The organism is Paraburkholderia caledonica NBRC 102488, from assembly GCF_000685095.1.
Lineage (GTDB): Bacteria > Pseudomonadota > Gammaproteobacteria > Burkholderiales > Burkholderiaceae > Paraburkholderia > Paraburkholderia caledonica.
Genome location: NZ_BAYE01000034.1, coordinates 1 through 15,159, shown reverse-complemented (window position 1 = coordinate 15,159; position 15,159 = coordinate 1). Strand labels below are relative to the sequence as shown.

The window sequence follows — 15,159 nt, the reverse complement described above, 5'->3', positions numbered from 1 at the left end:
CGTTACACTTGATGTCTGGCCAACGCTCCCTCGCCTCCCCGCTCACGGATCTAAAGCAGATTCAGTATTTCATCGCGCTGTTCGATGATGGCTCCGTAACACGCGCCGCCAAGCGGCTCAATATCGTGCAGCCCGCGCTCAGCATGCAGATTGCGAAGCTGGAAACGGAACTGAACAGCCAGCTCTTCGAGCGCGGCCCGCATGGCATGACGCCGACCGACGCCGCACGGCAGATGTACCGCCTCTACATGCCGATCATGCGCGACATCGACCATGCACGCGAGCAGCTCAGCCGGCACGACGTGATCGTGGCCGGGCGTATCTCGCTCGGGATGGTGGCGTCGGAAGCGGAGAGCGTCCTGCCGGAATGGATCGCGTTATTCAACGCGCTCTATCCGCATGTCGAGGTGTCCGTGGCCGACGGTTTCAGCGCGCAACTGATCGACGCGGCGGAAGCGGGCCGGCTCGACGCGGCCATCATCAACCGGCCCCGCGGGCGCCTGTCGCTCGATACGTCTCCACTAGTAGCCGAAGAAATGGTGCTCGTCACGAGCGCGAAACACGGCCCTGCGCTGCCCGACACCATGACCGCATCCGCGCTGACGGAGTTCGACCTCGTCCTGTCGACGCGCCGCAACGGCCTGCGCGGCATACTCGACGCCGCGCTGCTGAATGCCGACATCGTGATCAAGCCGCAATTCGAGATCGACCTGCTGACCACGATCGTGCAATTTGTCGAACAAAGCAGCATCGCGACGATCATGCCGCGCGTGTCGTGCAGCGGAAGGTCGACGACGGCCTGCTGCGCGCGACTCCGATCTCGGCGCCGCGAATCGTGCGTCACATCGTTTGCGTGAGCCATCCGAAGCGGCCGATCGGTCCCGCCACGACCGAGCTCATCGACATCATCGCCGACCAGATCCGTCGCGTCACAAAGGGCATCGAGATCGCGGACCCCGATCCGGCCAACGGCAACGAGGCGTGAGCCGCTTCGCTGGCGCCGGCCTTCCGCCGGCTAGCGCGCGTCGCTGCGGGCAGCGAACGGCGCGACGCAAGTCGGCCTGTCGCGCGATCAGTGCGGGTCGCGCATCGGCTTGTTGTCGAGCTTGTCGTGCGTCTCCGGCACGACGAACGCGCCGATCAGGCGGCGCCGCTGGATAAAATGCAAGAAATAATTGAAAAGGCCTTCCCAGAACAGCTCGCCGCCGCGCACCACGACAACGGACGGGGCGCCGACCGGTTCCGGCCGCCACACCCGTCCAATCATCAGCGCACGGTCGAGATCATCGGGAAGGCAATGATAGCTAGTAGAGTGCATCGTCAGGCCCCGCCAGTAACGGTTTAAGTTTGATTTAAAGTACCACGAGCCGTAGTCCGGATTAGCGTTGCCATCGCACGCGCAACGCGACAGTCGTGAGGCGCGCTGCGAGCCCGGAATACCGCATCCATGCTTCAATTCGAGCGCGCCGCCACGCATTCCATCAAGGATGGTCGGAATCATTGGGAACACACCTTGCAAGTTGCTCGGGTAGCCAGACTTATATTATGGTATCCGTACCAACCAGTTTTCTGGGGTTGCCTAGGTCGCGCAGGCGCGCGCGCCGGCAACCCAGTGGATCGGCTCGATCAAGGATTACGTTGGTCGCTTGACGCGTATCAGGTTCCGGATAATCCTCTCGGTAATGGCCGCCGCGGCTCTCCTTGCGCTCGCGCGCGGCCGTCGCCATCAGCGCGCCGACCTCGGCAAGATTAGCGAGTTCGAGGGCAAGAATGCGATCATCCGCGGTTTCGATGCGCGTGTCGTTTTCCAGTGCGTCGACCGTCTGCGCGCAAACGTCTAGGAACCGTCGCAGGCCCGTTTCGTTGCGCACAACCAAGAGTGATCGGTCCGCAGCTCGCTGCAGGGCCGCGCGTAACACACTGAGCGACTGCGTGCCGTGGCCGCTGAAACGCTCAACATATGAGCGAAACTCCTCCTCAACGCAGTCAATACGCGCGTGATCGACCGACTTTGCGCGCCGCGCGGCGGCCCTGCCCGCGCGGCGGCCGAACACCTGGCAGGTGAGTGCCATGTTGCCGCCAAGCCGGTCGGCCCCGTGCGGTCCCGCCGCGACCTCGCCCGCGGCGAAAAGGCCTGCGATGTTTGACTGAGCATCCTCGTCGATATACAGCCCGCCATTGACCGCATGCCCCGAGCACGCGATCTGGATCTTGTCGTGGTACAAATCGACGCCGCGTTCCTTGTACCAGGTATAGGTATGCGGCCACATTTTAGCGATGCTCGTGGCCGGATTCGCAAGGATGCGCTCAAAATCGCGCCCCGCGAAATCCATGTAGACGCCCCCTTCCGCCGTGCCACGTCCTTCGTTGATCGTCTTCTGGATCGATATCTCAATGTAGCGTGACACGTCGCTGGAACTGAACGGGAAATGGCGTTCCTTCGCGCACAGCACCTCCTCGAGCGTCAGGCCGCCGGGCAGATAGTCGTCGACAAAAGGGCGCCCGTCCCGGTCTGTCAGATTCGGGCGCGCATCCCACAGATAGTTGCCGAACAGATTGATGAAAGGCGAAATGACGCTCACGCCCGCCTGCATGAACTCCATATTGGTTAGCCACGCGCCCCCGCGATAAGCCATCGCATAACCGTCGCCGGTGATATCGGACGGGTACAGGTTCTTGCCGAACAACTGGCTTGCGCCGCCCGTCGTCAGTATCGTCGATTTCGCGCGTATTACGACGGGGCTGCCGTCGGCGTCAATCGCGTAGACGCCGTGGCATTGCCCGCCGCGCACGATGAGATTGACGACCATTGTCCGGTCGAGCACGCGTACACCTTGCCGTGAAGCCTGGGCGCCCAGCGCTGCGACGATGGGCTTAAAATGATTGAGTAACACATGAGAACGCGGCCGCGATGAGAAGCACGCTCGAAACACGAGATACCGCCCGTCCTCGCGTTCGAAATTGACGCCTGCCTGTTCAAGCTCTGCGAGCGCGCCCTGCGCCTCGTCGGCAAGAATGCGGCAGAGTCGCGCGTCCGCCATCTCTTGTGCCGCAGTCATCATGTCGCCGTAAAAGACGTCAGGGTTATCGTGCGGATCACCGGCGCCGTCGGGGACGTTGAACGCGCCCACTTCTGCCACGCTATGGAAGGTCGCACCGCTTTTGCCAAACTGTCCCTTGATCACGACCAGGACGTCCGCGCCCGCTTCGCGCGCGTCGAGAACCGCCCGCAGGGCGGCCCCGCCGCTGCCGACAACGAGCACGTCTGTCACAATCTCTCGAGGTGTCCAACTTGCCATAAATTGCCTCTCTTCGACTCCCAGTCACGCGCTAACCGACGTGCGGACGGAGGGCCCTAATGAACTAGATGCGCCGAACGGTTTCTCGCTCTGCGCGGCTGTCTAGGTGCGGCGCGGTCTCGCGGCTGAACATCATGGTCAACGCGGCGATAAAGGACGTAATCGCCACGAGGGCGACAACCGACAGGATCGCGCCGTTGGACCAGACCAGCAGCATGCTTGCGAACAACGGCGTAAAGCCGCCGAGCACGATCGACACGACCTGATAAGCGATCGACATTCCGCTGTAGCGCATCGTTGCCGGGAACAATTCGCAGTAGTACGCGGCGATGGGGCCGTACACGATGGCATGACCGAGGCCGAGAGTAAGCACAAGGCCGAGTCCTAGGTACATCACTGAGCCGCTTCCGGCCATGAGGAAAAACGGATACGCCATCATCGTAAGAAATAGCGCGCCGGTGATAATCACCGGGCGTCTGCCAATGCGATCGGAAACGGCGCCCGAGAGCGGAATTAACAAGACATTAACGACACCCGCGAGCATCACGCACAGTAGCGCCGCACTGCGCGTGATGCTCGTGTGCTGCGCGACGTAGGAGAGCACAAACACCGTGTAAATGTAGTAGTTCCCCGCTTCGGCGCAGCGCGAGCCGATGGCTAGCAAGACTTCCTTCCAGTGACAACGCAGCGCTTCGCCCAGCGGATTGCGCAACTGCTTCTTAGTGCGACGAATTTCTTCGAACACTGGCGATTCACCTATTTTGAAACGCACATAGAGTCCGAGCGCGGCGAGCACAATGCTGATCAGAAATGGAATGCGCCAACCGACCGACAGGAAGGTCTCGTTGGACATCACCGACGAGATCAGCGCGAAGGCGCCGGTTCCGAGCACCATCCCCGCAGAGACGCCCGTCTGTGGGAACGCGCCGAAGAAGCCCGCTTTCCCGGACGGCGCACTCTCGACTGCCATTAGGGCGGCACCGCCCCACTCGCCACCGACAGCGAAGCCCTGCACGAGCCGCAGCAACACTAGCAGGACGGGCGCCCAGATGCCAGCCTGCGCGTATGTCGGCAGGCAGCCGATTAGTGCCGTGGCGATGCCCATCGTCATCAGCGTCAGCACGAGCGTTGCCTTGCGCCCTATCTTGTCGCCAAAGTGGCCGGCGACGATTCCACCAAGCGGACGTGCGACGAATCCCACCGCAAAAGTGCCGAACGTCGCAACCGTTCCCACCACTCCGCTCACGTTCGGAAAAAACAGATGGGCGAACACCAGCGCGGCGGCCGTGCCGTAGAGTGAGTAGTCGTACCACTCGATCACGCTGCCAATCCAGCTTGCAAGCAAGATCCGACTCTTCGACTTCGTATCTTGGTAGTCCTTATTTATGTCCATGCCTGTCTCCTTGTTATATGAATTCCAATAGGCCGTGCGTTCAATCTGTGGTGCGAACCCGGGTCTCTTTCCCGGTGTACTTAAGGCGAATCTATGGGCGCCGTCGAGCCTGCCGCTATCTGAAACTCGGCTTGCGTTTTGCGATGAACGCACTCACGCCCTCTTTCGCATCCGCCGAGCAGAATGCGCGGTCCATCAGATCGAGCACGTCGTTCAACGCCACGGCCTCCGGATGATCGAGCGTGTCGGCAATCGCCCGCTTAGCGAGCGACAACCCGCTTGCTGATGCATCGGCAAGACGCACGGCGAGCCTGCGGCTTTCGGCTTGGACCTCCTCTTTAGGCACGACCCAATCGACGAGTCCCCATGCAAGCGCCGTATCCGTGGGCACTACGTCGCCGAGGAAAATCATCTGCTTGGCACGCGAGGGACCGATGCGCCGTGTGACGCGCACCGTGCCACCGCTACCCGGAAAAATGCCGAGCCGCGTTTCGGGCAGTCCGAGGGGCACCCCTTCGGCTGCAATAATGAAATCGCAGCACGCCGCCAGTTCGAGTCCTCCACCAAGCGCGAGGCCATCCACCGCGGCGATCGTCGGCGCGCGGAAGTCGGCAAGCTTCGAATAAACCAGGTTTTCATACCGCAGTTTGTGCTCGATGACCGCCCGCGGTTTCATCATTGCGGTAAACTCCTTGATGTCCGAGCCTCCGCAGAATGCGCGCTCGCCCGCGCCTCTCAAAATGAGCACGCGCACGGCCGCGTTCTCGTCGCACTGACCAAGTACATCGTCGAGCGCGGCGGTCATTTCACGACTGATCAGGTTGAAGGGCGGCGCATCAAGCGTGATGATCGCGATGCCCTCTTCGATGGACAGACGGACGTTTCCACTCATGGGCTGTTCCCCTTTAAAGTTTGACTGCCTTGCCGACGGGCATCGAATTCGGTTTTCCAGCCTAGCGGCGCCTGCCGGTACAGTCGGGCATCCATCGTGCGCAACTCGGGCGAGACGCGTACGTCAAACTCGATTTGCTCAAGCACATCGCGGCGCAGATCGATTCCGGGTGCGATCTCGACGAGCACAAGGCCGTCGCGATCCAATTCGAATACTGCGCGATCAGTGATATAGCGCACGAGCTGTCCGCGCTCGACTGCTAGCCGGCCGTTGAACGTGATCTGGCCGACGTCCTTCACCCACTTGCGAGTGCGACCCTCAGCCTCGATCCTGAGTGCTCCCTCGCCGTCCGGATGCACCGACAGCCCGCCAGTCGTCAGCGTGCCGAGGAACGCGACCCGCTTCGCGCCCTGGCTAATGTTAATGAAGCCGCCCGGTCCGTTGATCATGTCGCCGTAGCGGCTGACGTTGACGTTGCCGTGCCGGTCGACTTCGGCAAACGACAGGAAGGCCTGATCAAGACCGCCGCCGTCGTAGAAATCGAACTGGTCTGGATGACGCGCGAGCATGTCGAAATTGACACCGGCGCCATGATTCTTACCGCCGGCCGGCACGCCACCGATCACGCCCTGCTCCACGGTCAACGTGATGTCACGGTAGATGCCCTCTTCGGCCGCAACCGCGGAGATACCGTTGGACATGCCGAAGCCGAGATTGACGATTGCGCGGGGATACAGTTCCATTGCCGCCCGACGCGCGATGACCTTGCGAATGTCGAACGGCAGCGGGTCGAAACCCGACTCCGGCACCCTGAGATGGCCGGCGAACGCAGGCTCGTATCGCGCGTTATAGGTTTGGCGCTGCTCGGGCGCGACTACGAGATAGTCGACCAGGTGCGCGGGGATCTCGACAGACCGCGGATGAAGGGATCCGGCGGCCGCCATTTGTCGGACCTGCACGATGACTACCCCGCCGTTACGCTTCGCGCCCATTGCGAGGGCAAGATTCTCGCCGAGGAACGCTTCTTCTTCCATGGTTATGTGGCCGTTTTCATCGGCAGTCGTGCCGCGTAGCACGGCGACGTCGACCGGAAACGCGCGGTACAGCAAATATTCGTCGCCGCGTACGTCGACGAGATCGACGAGATCATCCAGCATGTCGCCCGCGCCTTGGCGCCCGCCCGACTGGCGCGGATCGACGAACGTGCCGATGCCCACCTTCGTCAGAACGCCCGGGCGGCCGGCGGCACGCTCGCGCGCCATCTGGGCCAGCACCCCCTGCGGCAGCGTATAACACTCGAGTTCGCCGGCGATCGCCGCAGGCGCCAGCTTTGGGCAATTGTTCATCCCGCCGTTGATGACCCGGCGCAGCAAACCGCGCGCAGCAAGATGATTGAAGCCAGTGTCCTGCCAGTCGCCGATCGACACCGTGCTTGCCGCCGTCAAATCAACCGGGTTGCCGGTGCGCTCGAACCTGTCACGCAGTGCCTCGATAACGCCCTCCGCGACGCCATGCCCGCCACCCGACCCGCCGAAATAGACACAGTCACCGTCGTCAATCAGATCAGCCGCTTGCGAAGCGGTAATCACCCGCGGCCCGAACGGCCGCCCACTGTCATGTTGCACTCGTGTCTCCTTTTTCGCGATGGCTCACCGTTCGCGTCCGTTGCCGCAGCGATAGACAACATGTCCGAGTACTGCGACTGACTGACATGGTAGTAAGTCGTCGGCACGATTGCAATCTTTGTCGCAGAAAAACTTTGGGCAGATTTGGGGCGGCGCGTCGCCTGGAGCGACCAAATGCAACCAAATAGGACGTCATCATTCCCGTGCCGGATCGACAGGTATCGATCGCTCGTCCCGTTAAGAGCAGTTCGCGGCCCAGTTCACGAATTTCTCGTTAAGCGCAGGTCAGTTCGGTGCGACGTCGGATTGGGTGTCGTATAGATCGCGCAGCCGGATGCCAGCTGCCTTCCTATCCCAGGCAGCATCCGAACGCGCGCGGCTTCTGAGTGCGCTCTTTTTGACTTTCTGTGTCGGCGTGCGTGGAATCGACGTAATGAATTCGATAAAGCGCGGCAGCATGAAGTGAGGTAGCTTGCCTGCCAAGTGACGCAGCAAGGCTTCCCCGTCCAGCACCGCGCCGGGTTGCAGGGTGACGAAAAGCTTTATGTCGTCGTCGCCGTCGAACTCGGACGGCACTCCCACTGCCGCCGCGTCAATAACGCCCGGCACGGTCCCCGCCGCCATCTCGATGTCGTACGACGAGATGTTCTCCGATCGGCTGCGGATGCGATCCTTCAAACGCTCCACAAAATAGAGATTACCTTCGCTGTCGAAGTAGCCGGCATCCCCGCTGTGAAACCAGCTGTTGCGCCACGCCTCGACCGTTTTTTCAGGCATTGCCACGTACCCCTGCATCATCGTGAACGGATAGCGAGGACGGACCATGATTTCGCCCACTCCGCCGACCGGCAGGCACTCGTCAGTCTCAGGGTCAGCAATCTGTAACTCGTACCACTCCGAGAGCACCTTGCCCGCCGAACCCAGCGGATGTGGCTCGTCAAGGTTGGTCCATGTCACGCAGCCTGTTTCGGTCATACCCCACATCTCGATGCGGCGAAAACCGAAGCGCGATTCGAGCCGTTGCGTCAGGTGGCGGGGCATCGGACTGCACATAAGGCGCCATAAGCCGTGAGCGCTGTCCTCCGCAGAGGATGGCGTAGCCGCAAGCATCTGTAACATCGGCCCATGCGCAATGCTGACCGTAGCGCCGTACCGGCGGATGCGCGTGAGCCAATGCCGCGCGTCAAAGCGGGTGTCCAGGATCACTTTTCCGCCGGTTGCAAAGGTCGACAACACGCCCATGAACTTCCCGGCAATGTGATTGAGCGGATGCACGCAGTAGAACACGTCAGCCGCGCGCGCTTGCGTCGCTTGCCCGCATACCCGAGCAATCAGGCAGACTTGAGCATGCGGCAAGAGCACGCCCTTCGACGGCCCAGACGTGCCGGAGGTGAGCATCACAGATGCGGGGCTCGATGGCTTGCACACGACGGCAGGCAGGGTTCGCGGAACGGCGACTATGTCGGCGTAGGAGTGGTTTCGTAACCGGGAGAAACGGCTCGCCTTGACCGCGGAAAAGGCGTCGAAATCAACCCACACGACATCGTGGATCACTGGCAGGCTATCAAGGACGTCGGCGAGCGCATCGGCCGAGCGAGAGTCGGCAATCACAACACTAGGGCGCGTCAGCGCCAGCGCATGACGTAGAACTTCTCCGCCGACCATCGGGCGCAACGGCACTTCGACGGCCCCCGCCAACGCAATTGCCATCCACGCATGTAACGCCTCCACGCTATTGGGCAGCAAGATCGCGACGTAAGCGCCTGGCCCAACCCCCAGCGAGGTCAAATGGTGCGCCAACGCTGATGAGCGCCCGAGGAATTCAGTGTAGGTTTCGATCCGGGAGGACTTGGCTCGTGCCGGGCCGGGCTCGTCGCCGACCTCCTCAACGAAAACGCGGTCGCCCGCCTCGCGCCACTGCTTCTCGGCCAGATGAGGGATGGTCAAAAGGGTGCGGTCATCGGAAATCATTCGCCTATACGGAGCGCCTCTGGCGCCGTCTCCTGAATTTATACTGACTTCATGGTAAGTTTCGTTGTTGTGAAAGTCAAACGAGTTGAGCGATGCGATGAGCCGACAGCTTCACCTGCTAAACTCGAGTCACCTACCAATGCTGCGGCAGAGAGTCTCATTGAAAAGCGAAATCAAGGAACTGGCGACGCGTTTTTTGATACGCCAAGGGTACCGAGGACTGCGGTTCTCCGACATTTCGGAGGCGCTGCAAATGACCCGCGCCAATATCCATTACCACTTCGGCACCAAGGACCAGCTGGTCGAGGAGATCATTTGCGACTATGCCGACTCAGTAGTAGACGTTTTGACAGAGATCTGGAGCTCGGATGATTACTACACAAATAAGGTTCTTGCGACAATGGAGTTCAACCGGTCGCGCTATCTCGCGCTCAATCCTACCGGCGAGGCTAACGGCCCGTGGAGCCTGATTTCGCGGATGCGTTTGGAATCCGACATGTTGAGCCCGACGTCAAGAGAGCGGCTGCATCGCTTCTCGGCCCAGGTCGACGCATTGATCGAAGCGGCAATCGCCAAAGCGTGCACTGCGGAAGAGTTCACCAAGAACGCGCCGGTCAAGGACATTCAGTTGCAGATCGTGATCATTATCGACAGTGCAGGGTCCATTACGATGGACGCCGGATCGTTCACGCGCCTTGAACAGCTCTATCTCGCGCATTTGCGTCTGGTTAGTCTCGGATACGGCGGGCCGCGGAGCAGTGTCAGAGCCGATAACGTGACCGAGCCACAACAAGTTCCATCAGCCTCTTGAAGCGACCAAGTGCTCGATGTGCTTGAGCACAGTGAAGAGCTCCGCTACAGCCAGCGGGGCGCCTGATACCTTGCCGGTCCGCACCCACGCCCTCTCTCAGGCGAGTGTTTCTGCACCGCCACCGAAGGCCAGATCGAGCCGTAGCGCCATTTCAGGGGAAATGCCGGCCTTGCCGGTGATCAGGTTCGTCAGCGCCTGCCGGCTGACACCCAGCACGCGGGCACCTTCGGTAACGCCTTGCCCTTGGCCAGACACTCGACTTCCGGTGCATGCAACGCATAAAGCTTGTTCCTGGCATTCGGCTTCTGCGTCAGGATGCGCCTCGTGCGGGCGATCAGCTCCGTTGCTTCAGCGCAGCCTGGGTCGGCCACCTGGGCGACCTGCCGCTTAAAGCGCTGGGAGCATGAGGCCGTCGTTGAAGCGATGCAGCAACGGCTCGACCAGAAGCCGGACATGATGCGCATACGCCGTCAGACCGTCGAGCATCCATTTGGTACGCTGAAGTTCTGGATGGGCGCGGCGCACTTCCTGATGAAAACCCGCGAGCATGTCAGCACTGATATGAGCCTTCATGTGCTGGCGTACAACCAGGCGCGTCATGGCGATCCTCGGCACTGGATCGATGATGCAAAAGATGCGGCCTGAGGACCGACTTGCATCAGGTCCGCTGTGCCGGCGCGCATCAAGGCGCCCAGGCACCTCTGCTTCTCTCAACGTCATCAAAGACCCGATAACCGTCAGACCGGCTCAACGAGGCCGACGACGGCCGTAATGGCTCGTTGGGAAAATCGTCGGGGCGCCCGCGCCGCGTTTCTACACAACCTGGGTCGCCTATGGTCTGATGCGCCAAGAAGTAAGCGGCCACTAAGGGACTCTCGCCTCCCTCCTCGCGGCGTCGTTGGAGCGGCGCCTTCGCTCTCTGAGAGCTGAACCGCCCCGGGAATCGTGGAGGCTGGTTGGTTTAAGTTAATGCGGGTTCAGCGGCAGCTGTTTCAAGTTGCCGATAGTAGTTTGCCTCAGCTTCGGCGGGCGGGATATAGCCGAGGGGTTCCATCAATCGATGATGATTGAACCAGGCCACCCACTCCAGCGTTGCCAGTTCAACGGATTCCCTCGTTTTCCAGGCGCGGCGATGAATCAGTTTCAGCCTTGTACAAGCCGTTGATCGTTTCAGCCAGGGCGTTGTCATAGCTGTCGCCCCGGCTGCCGACCGACGGTTCGATGCCCGCTTCGGCCAGCCGTTCGCTATAGCGAATGCTGACGTATTGGGCGGATTCAACCGGTCCTCGCAACACCTGCAATCGAGGAGGTGTTGCATGGTGTGAAGTGCAAAGCAGGTGTATCGGTGCACCGGTCGAGCAGCGATGTATTCGCCGGGCGCGCCATCACTTGGAAACGAGGTCGAGCGTCGCTTTTGGAGACAGATCGCGACTGGCATTACAAGCGAGAAGGCAGCGGAGGCGGTAGGCGCATCTCAAGCAGTGGGCTCGCGCTGGTTCCGCTATCGTGGCGGCATGCCACTATTCATGTCCAAACCTATCGCTGGTCGATACTTGTCGTTCCTTGAGCGAGAAGAGATAGCATTGCTCTCTGTCCAAGGCCTCGGAGTGCGTGAAATCGCTCGGCGTATCGAACGCAGTCCATCAACCGTTTCGCGAGAACTCACGCGCAATGCTGCAACGCGCAGTGGGTATCTCGAATATCGAGCCTCTGTCGCGCAGTGGAAGGCGGATCGATTCGCTCAGCGACCGAAGCCAGCGAAGCTGGCGACTAATGAACGACTGCGTCAATATGTACAGGAGCGTCTGGAAGGCAAAGTTCATGACGCTGATGGCCGTGCAATTGCTGGGCCGAGGCAGGCACCGTTCAAGGGTCGAAATAAGCCCCATCGCCGCGATCGAACGTGGGTCAATGGCTGGTCGCCTGAGCAAATTGCCAATCGGTTACAGGTAGATTTCCCGGATGATAAATCGATGCGCGTTTCCCACGAAGCCATTTATCAAGCGCTTTATATTCAAAGGCGCGGCGCACTCAAGCGCGAGCTGGTGGGCTGCCTGCGCACCGGGCGCGCGTTGCGCGTTCCTCGAGCGAGAGCGCGTGCCAAGGCGTGGGCGCATGTCAGTGAGCAGGTGATGATTTCCAGTCGGCCTGCAGAGGCGGAAGATCGTGCGGTGCCGGGCCATTGGGAAGGCGACCTCCTCATTGGCCTGAATCGATCCGCGATCGGTACGCTAGTGGAAAGATCAAGCCGTTTCACGATGCTCGTGCATTTACCTCGAGAGAAAGGCTACGGGTTGATTCCGCGCACGAAAAACGGGCCTGCGCTGGCCGGCTATGGGGCCGTCACGATGGCCAACGCACTCAAGAAGACCGTGACTGACTTGCCTGCCGAGTTATGGCGGTCATTGACATGGGATCGCGGCAAGGAGCTTTCCGATCACGCCCGCTTCACTATCGAGTCTGGCGTGAAAGTATTCTTCGCCGACCCGCAAAGCCCGTGGCAGCGTGGTACGAATGAAAACACTAACGGCCTTCTACGACAGTACTTTCCAAAAGGCACAGACCTGTCGCGTTGGAGTGCCCGGGAGATCCGGGCCGTTGCTAATACGTTGAACTCAAGGCCGCGTAAAACTCTTGGATGGAAGACGCCTGCGGAAGCCCTGGACGACTACTTAAAATCTGTTCAACAATGCAGGTGTTGCGAGGACCGGTTGAATCCGCCGTCGCAAGTGTTCAAGCAATTCCTTTTTCAGGGCGCCGCGAGCTTGAATATAAAGGCTCCGATAAATCGTCTCGTGTGACACCAGATGGTCCTTGTTGACGGCATATACATGCCTGAGCCAACCAGAAATCTGCTCAGGAGACCACTGCAGCTTCAGCTTCGCAGCGACGACTCGCGCCAGCGTCTGGTTTCTCACCAATTTGCAAACCTTCGGGCGACGTGCCCGATCCCAGGCGAGCGCGTCCGCCTGACTCGCTCGATAACCTTGCACGCCTCCGTTACGCAGCAGCTCGCGGCTGATCGTGGAAGGAGCACGTCCCAGCCTGGCTGCAATAGATCGCATCGACAATCGGGCTACCACGCAGCGGGAAATTTCCTCGCGTTCCTCAAGCGTCAGTGCCTGCGGTGCGCGGTGCCTTTGCGGTGGTTCGATGCCGCCGGCCTCCGCGAGTATCCGCTGTATCGAAGAGTGGCCCCGATCAAACAGTCTGGCAATCTGATGAATCGTTTCGCCTTTGCGCCAGCGGTCCCACATCAGTGCCTTCTGACTCTCAGAATATTAGATCCTCGGTCTCTGCTTCATTGCAACACCTCCACTGCTCACGCAGATTCTAGTGTGTTGCATCCACCGGTTGAATCCGCCACCGACTATCGACGCCCAGCTCGTATCCGTCGACGCCCACGAGCGCACCCGCTATAACAGCGGGACCGGATATTCCCTGCGTTCGGAAGCTCGTGAAAGCGATTTTCAGGGCATCGCGAAAGAAATTCGACGCCGTTGTTGACGGGATGATCTTGCGGTCGGCAAATGAGTGTCCGGTGAACGTCACCGCTTCGATTGCACCGGAACGGAACACCTGCAGATATGCATAATGACCATCTGCATCGGCGGGTGGGTGGACGACAAGGCCTTCAAGGTTTAATGAACGCGATGCACCAGTCCACCCCGGAAGAATGTATTCCGCATACTTTCCGTCGTGCAAGCTCGCAACGTCCACGGCGGAAGCGTCAATACCCCTCCCCACCGGAATCACATGCAGTAAGCTTTGCGGGCCGGATATCAGTGGCCGAATTGCGTGCCCCTCCCGGATTGCCGCGACCCGCTCTTCCACAAATAGCTTCGCTTGCCCCGCCAATGACGCATTCTTATCGAACGCGCTTCTCAGTTGATCATACGAGAGTTCAGAAGTGTGTGTACCTGTTCGCATGACAAATTTGCTATGTCCGTTGAGGATGTATCGATGCGGGCCATTGAACGATGCTGAAACGCGAACCGCGAGGACATAACCACCGCTCACTGAAATCCCCCGCATTTGGACGCTGACGAGGCGAGGCTCGACGCCGGCGTCCAGCACCTGCGACAGCCTGCGCTGTAGATCGTCCAACGATTCATTCGTAACTGGAACTATGCTCGAAGCTACTCCACCAGACTCGTCGATGCCGTAAAGCAAGTCGCCGCCATTTCCGTTTGCGAACGCGCATACGTCTTTAAGAAACTCGCTTTTGCTGCGATCGTCTTTGCCTGGTATGGTTCGCTTGAAGTCTAGAGTCTGTGACTCAACCGCACGATCTTCGCAGAGCCGCTGGAGATCTTCTTCAGACAAGGACGAAAGCGTGGAGTTAATCATATCCGCGTGTCTCTCCCGACCGTTTTCCGATTTAATACGACACAGGCCTACTTGGAGCAAAATTCGTCGCGTGAACGAGGGCCGTGCTAGCTCGTTGGCATTCTTCCATCTCGACCTTTGAAAGTGTCCCAGCTTCTTTCAGCTGTTCCGTGCACCGCTTATTGGTTGCCCGCGCTTCCGGCAAATTAGCTGCATACCATCCGATGCTATGCGCAAAAGCGCTGAATGGCATGACAGCAGCCACAGAGATAACGGCAATCATCGTATATTTCATCACCGGCTTTTCCGTGGTTACTTCGAGTCGCGCGCGTACTGCGATTGCAGCACGCTCAAATCCTGCATCGCTTCCACGACATGAGGCCGATAGGCCTGTGCCTGCGACGCAAGAATCTTGACGGAGGGAAGCTCACCTGTGTCCATCGACAGAGCCACACGGAGCCGCGCCTTTGCGGCCGACCGACGATGACTTGCAAATGATGCGCGCGCAGCTTGTTTGCGAATCGTTGTCATAGCTTTCCTATGCCTGACCGACATCGATGGCGTCTACCTCGTGGGTCGCTTCTTCGCCGGATGCTGGAGCCGATACATGAGCAGCGCAGAAGCCACAGGTTCGGGCCAATGCGTGCTGCATGATCTCTGCGCCGCTGAGTTGCGGAAAGCACTTCTCCAGCCATTTGCCACGCGTGCCATGCTATTCGCACTGCCATGATTGGCGCATATTTTTAGCCCCGTTTTCCTGTGTGCCGGCGCGGCCGGCTTTTTCCGATTCTGCTTGTACGGCGCTCCTACTTGCCGTTTACGGCGTCTTTGAACTGCGG

General features: G+C 60.0%; 10 protein-coding genes and 5 pseudogenes. 4 read left to right on the top strand and 11 right to left on the bottom strand.

Features of this window, described 5'->3' with window-relative positions; genetic code table 11:
• Nucleotides 1–11: 11 nt before the first annotated feature.
• Nucleotides 12–985: pseudogene (locus tag BCA01S_RS35875) on the top strand (LysR family transcriptional regulator).
• Between the two features lie 87 nt (nt 986–1,072).
• On the opposite strand, the gene BCA01S_RS39680 reads toward BCA01S_RS35875, so the two are convergent.
• The 6 genes from BCA01S_RS39680 to BCA01S_RS35860 all read right to left on the bottom strand — a co-directional run bounded on the left by BCA01S_RS39680 (nt 1,073) and on the right by BCA01S_RS35860 (nt 9,180).
• Nucleotides 1,073–1,501, bottom strand: a complete 429-nt coding sequence (locus BCA01S_RS39680) for a hypothetical protein (protein WP_027780383.1) — start codon at nt 1,499–1,501, stop codon at nt 1,073–1,075.
• Between the two features lie 37 nt (nt 1,502–1,538).
• Nucleotides 1,539–3,272, bottom strand: a complete 1,734-nt coding sequence (locus BCA01S_RS35870) for an FAD-binding protein (protein WP_244145930.1) — start codon at nt 3,270–3,272, stop codon at nt 1,539–1,541.
• Between the two features lie 91 nt (nt 3,273–3,363).
• The gene (locus BCA01S_RS32010) at nt 3,364–4,692 is read right to left on the bottom strand and encodes an MFS transporter (RefSeq protein ID WP_042320137.1); all 1,329 of its coding nucleotides are present in this window, start codon (nt 4,690–4,692) and stop codon (nt 3,364–3,366) included.
• A 115-nt stretch (nt 4,693–4,807) separates the two neighbouring features.
• Nucleotides 4,808–5,584 (bottom strand): enoyl-CoA hydratase/isomerase family protein, encoded by a 777-nt coding sequence (locus BCA01S_RS32005; RefSeq protein WP_027780381.1) that lies wholly within the window; start codon nt 5,582–5,584, stop codon nt 4,808–4,810.
• Nucleotides 5,581–7,209 carry an acyl CoA:acetate/3-ketoacid CoA transferase gene (locus BCA01S_RS35865; protein WP_156955145.1) on the bottom strand — a complete coding sequence of 543 codons (1,629 nt, stop codon included), beginning with the start codon at nt 7,207–7,209 and terminating at the stop codon, nt 5,581–5,583. Before BCA01S_RS35865 ends, BCA01S_RS32005 begins: the two co-directional genes overlap by 4 nt.
• A 285-nt stretch (nt 7,210–7,494) precedes the next feature.
• Nucleotides 7,495–9,180, bottom strand: coding sequence for an AMP-binding protein (locus BCA01S_RS35860; protein WP_052369566.1), 1,686 nt, complete (start codon nt 9,178–9,180; stop codon nt 7,495–7,497).
• Nucleotides 9,181–9,340: 160 nt separating this feature from the next.
• On the opposite strand from BCA01S_RS35860, the gene BCA01S_RS35855 reads away from it, so the two are divergent.
• The gene (locus BCA01S_RS35855; RefSeq protein WP_169740555.1) at nt 9,341–9,991 is read left to right on the top strand and encodes a TetR/AcrR family transcriptional regulator; all 651 of its coding nucleotides are present in this window, start codon (nt 9,341–9,343) and stop codon (nt 9,989–9,991) included.
• Nucleotides 9,992–10,087: 96 nt separating this feature from the next.
• Here BCA01S_RS35855 and BCA01S_RS35850 read toward each other — a convergent pair whose 3' ends face one another.
• Nucleotides 10,088–10,207: a helix-turn-helix transcriptional regulator gene (locus BCA01S_RS35850; protein WP_244145929.1), complete on the bottom strand. Its 120-nt coding sequence runs from the start codon at nt 10,205–10,207 to the stop codon at nt 10,088–10,090.
• Between the two features lie 168 nt (nt 10,208–10,375).
• Here BCA01S_RS35850 and BCA01S_RS37590 point away from each other — a divergent pair.
• Nucleotides 10,376–10,631, top strand: a pseudogene (locus BCA01S_RS37590) (transposase); the annotation flags it as partial.
• A gap of 321 nt (nt 10,632–10,952) precedes the next feature.
• Here the strand turns inward: BCA01S_RS37590 and BCA01S_RS35840 are convergent.
• Nucleotides 10,953–11,262: pseudogene (locus BCA01S_RS35840) on the bottom strand (integrase core domain-containing protein); the annotation flags it as partial.
• A gap of 93 nt (nt 11,263–11,355) precedes the next feature.
• Here BCA01S_RS35840 and BCA01S_RS35835 point away from each other — a divergent pair.
• A pseudogene (locus tag BCA01S_RS35835) lies at nt 11,356–12,706 on the top strand (IS30 family transposase).
• Between the two features lie 5 nt (nt 12,707–12,711).
• On the opposite strand, the pseudogene BCA01S_RS37585 reads toward BCA01S_RS35835, so the two are convergent.
• The 3 genes and pseudogenes from BCA01S_RS37585 to BCA01S_RS38250 form a co-directional block, all read right to left on the bottom strand.
• A pseudogene (locus BCA01S_RS37585) lies at nt 12,712–13,248 on the bottom strand (transposase); the annotation flags it as partial.
• Nucleotides 13,249–13,324: 76 nt separating this feature from the next.
• Nucleotides 13,325–14,341, bottom strand: a complete 1,017-nt coding sequence (locus BCA01S_RS31965) for an AlbA family DNA-binding domain-containing protein (protein ID WP_027780379.1) — start codon at nt 14,339–14,341, stop codon at nt 13,325–13,327.
• 291 nt (nt 14,342–14,632) lie between these two features.
• On the bottom strand, nt 14,633–14,773 hold the full coding sequence (locus BCA01S_RS38250; RefSeq protein WP_156955139.1) for a hypothetical protein: 141 nt from the start codon (nt 14,771–14,773) through the stop codon (nt 14,633–14,635).
• Nucleotides 14,774–15,159: the final 386 nt, after the last annotated feature.

Coding starts and splice junctions, on each gene's coding strand:
- BCA01S_RS32005 (WP_027780381.1), bottom strand. CDS start 5,584: ATGAGTGGAAACGTCCGTCTGTCCATCGAAGAGGGCATCGCGATCATC.
- BCA01S_RS32010 (WP_042320137.1), bottom strand. CDS start 4,692: ATGGACATAAATAAGGACTACCAAGATACGAAGTCGAAGAGTCGGATC.
- BCA01S_RS39680 (WP_027780383.1), bottom strand. CDS start 1,501: ATGATTCCGACCATCCTTGATGGAATGCGTGGCGGCGCGCTCGAATTG.
- BCA01S_RS31965 (WP_027780379.1), bottom strand. CDS start 14,341: ATGATTAACTCCACGCTTTCGTCCTTGTCTGAAGAAGATCTCCAGCGG.
- BCA01S_RS35860 (WP_052369566.1), bottom strand. CDS start 9,180: ATGATTTCCGATGACCGCACCCTTTTGACCATCCCTCATCTGGCCGAG.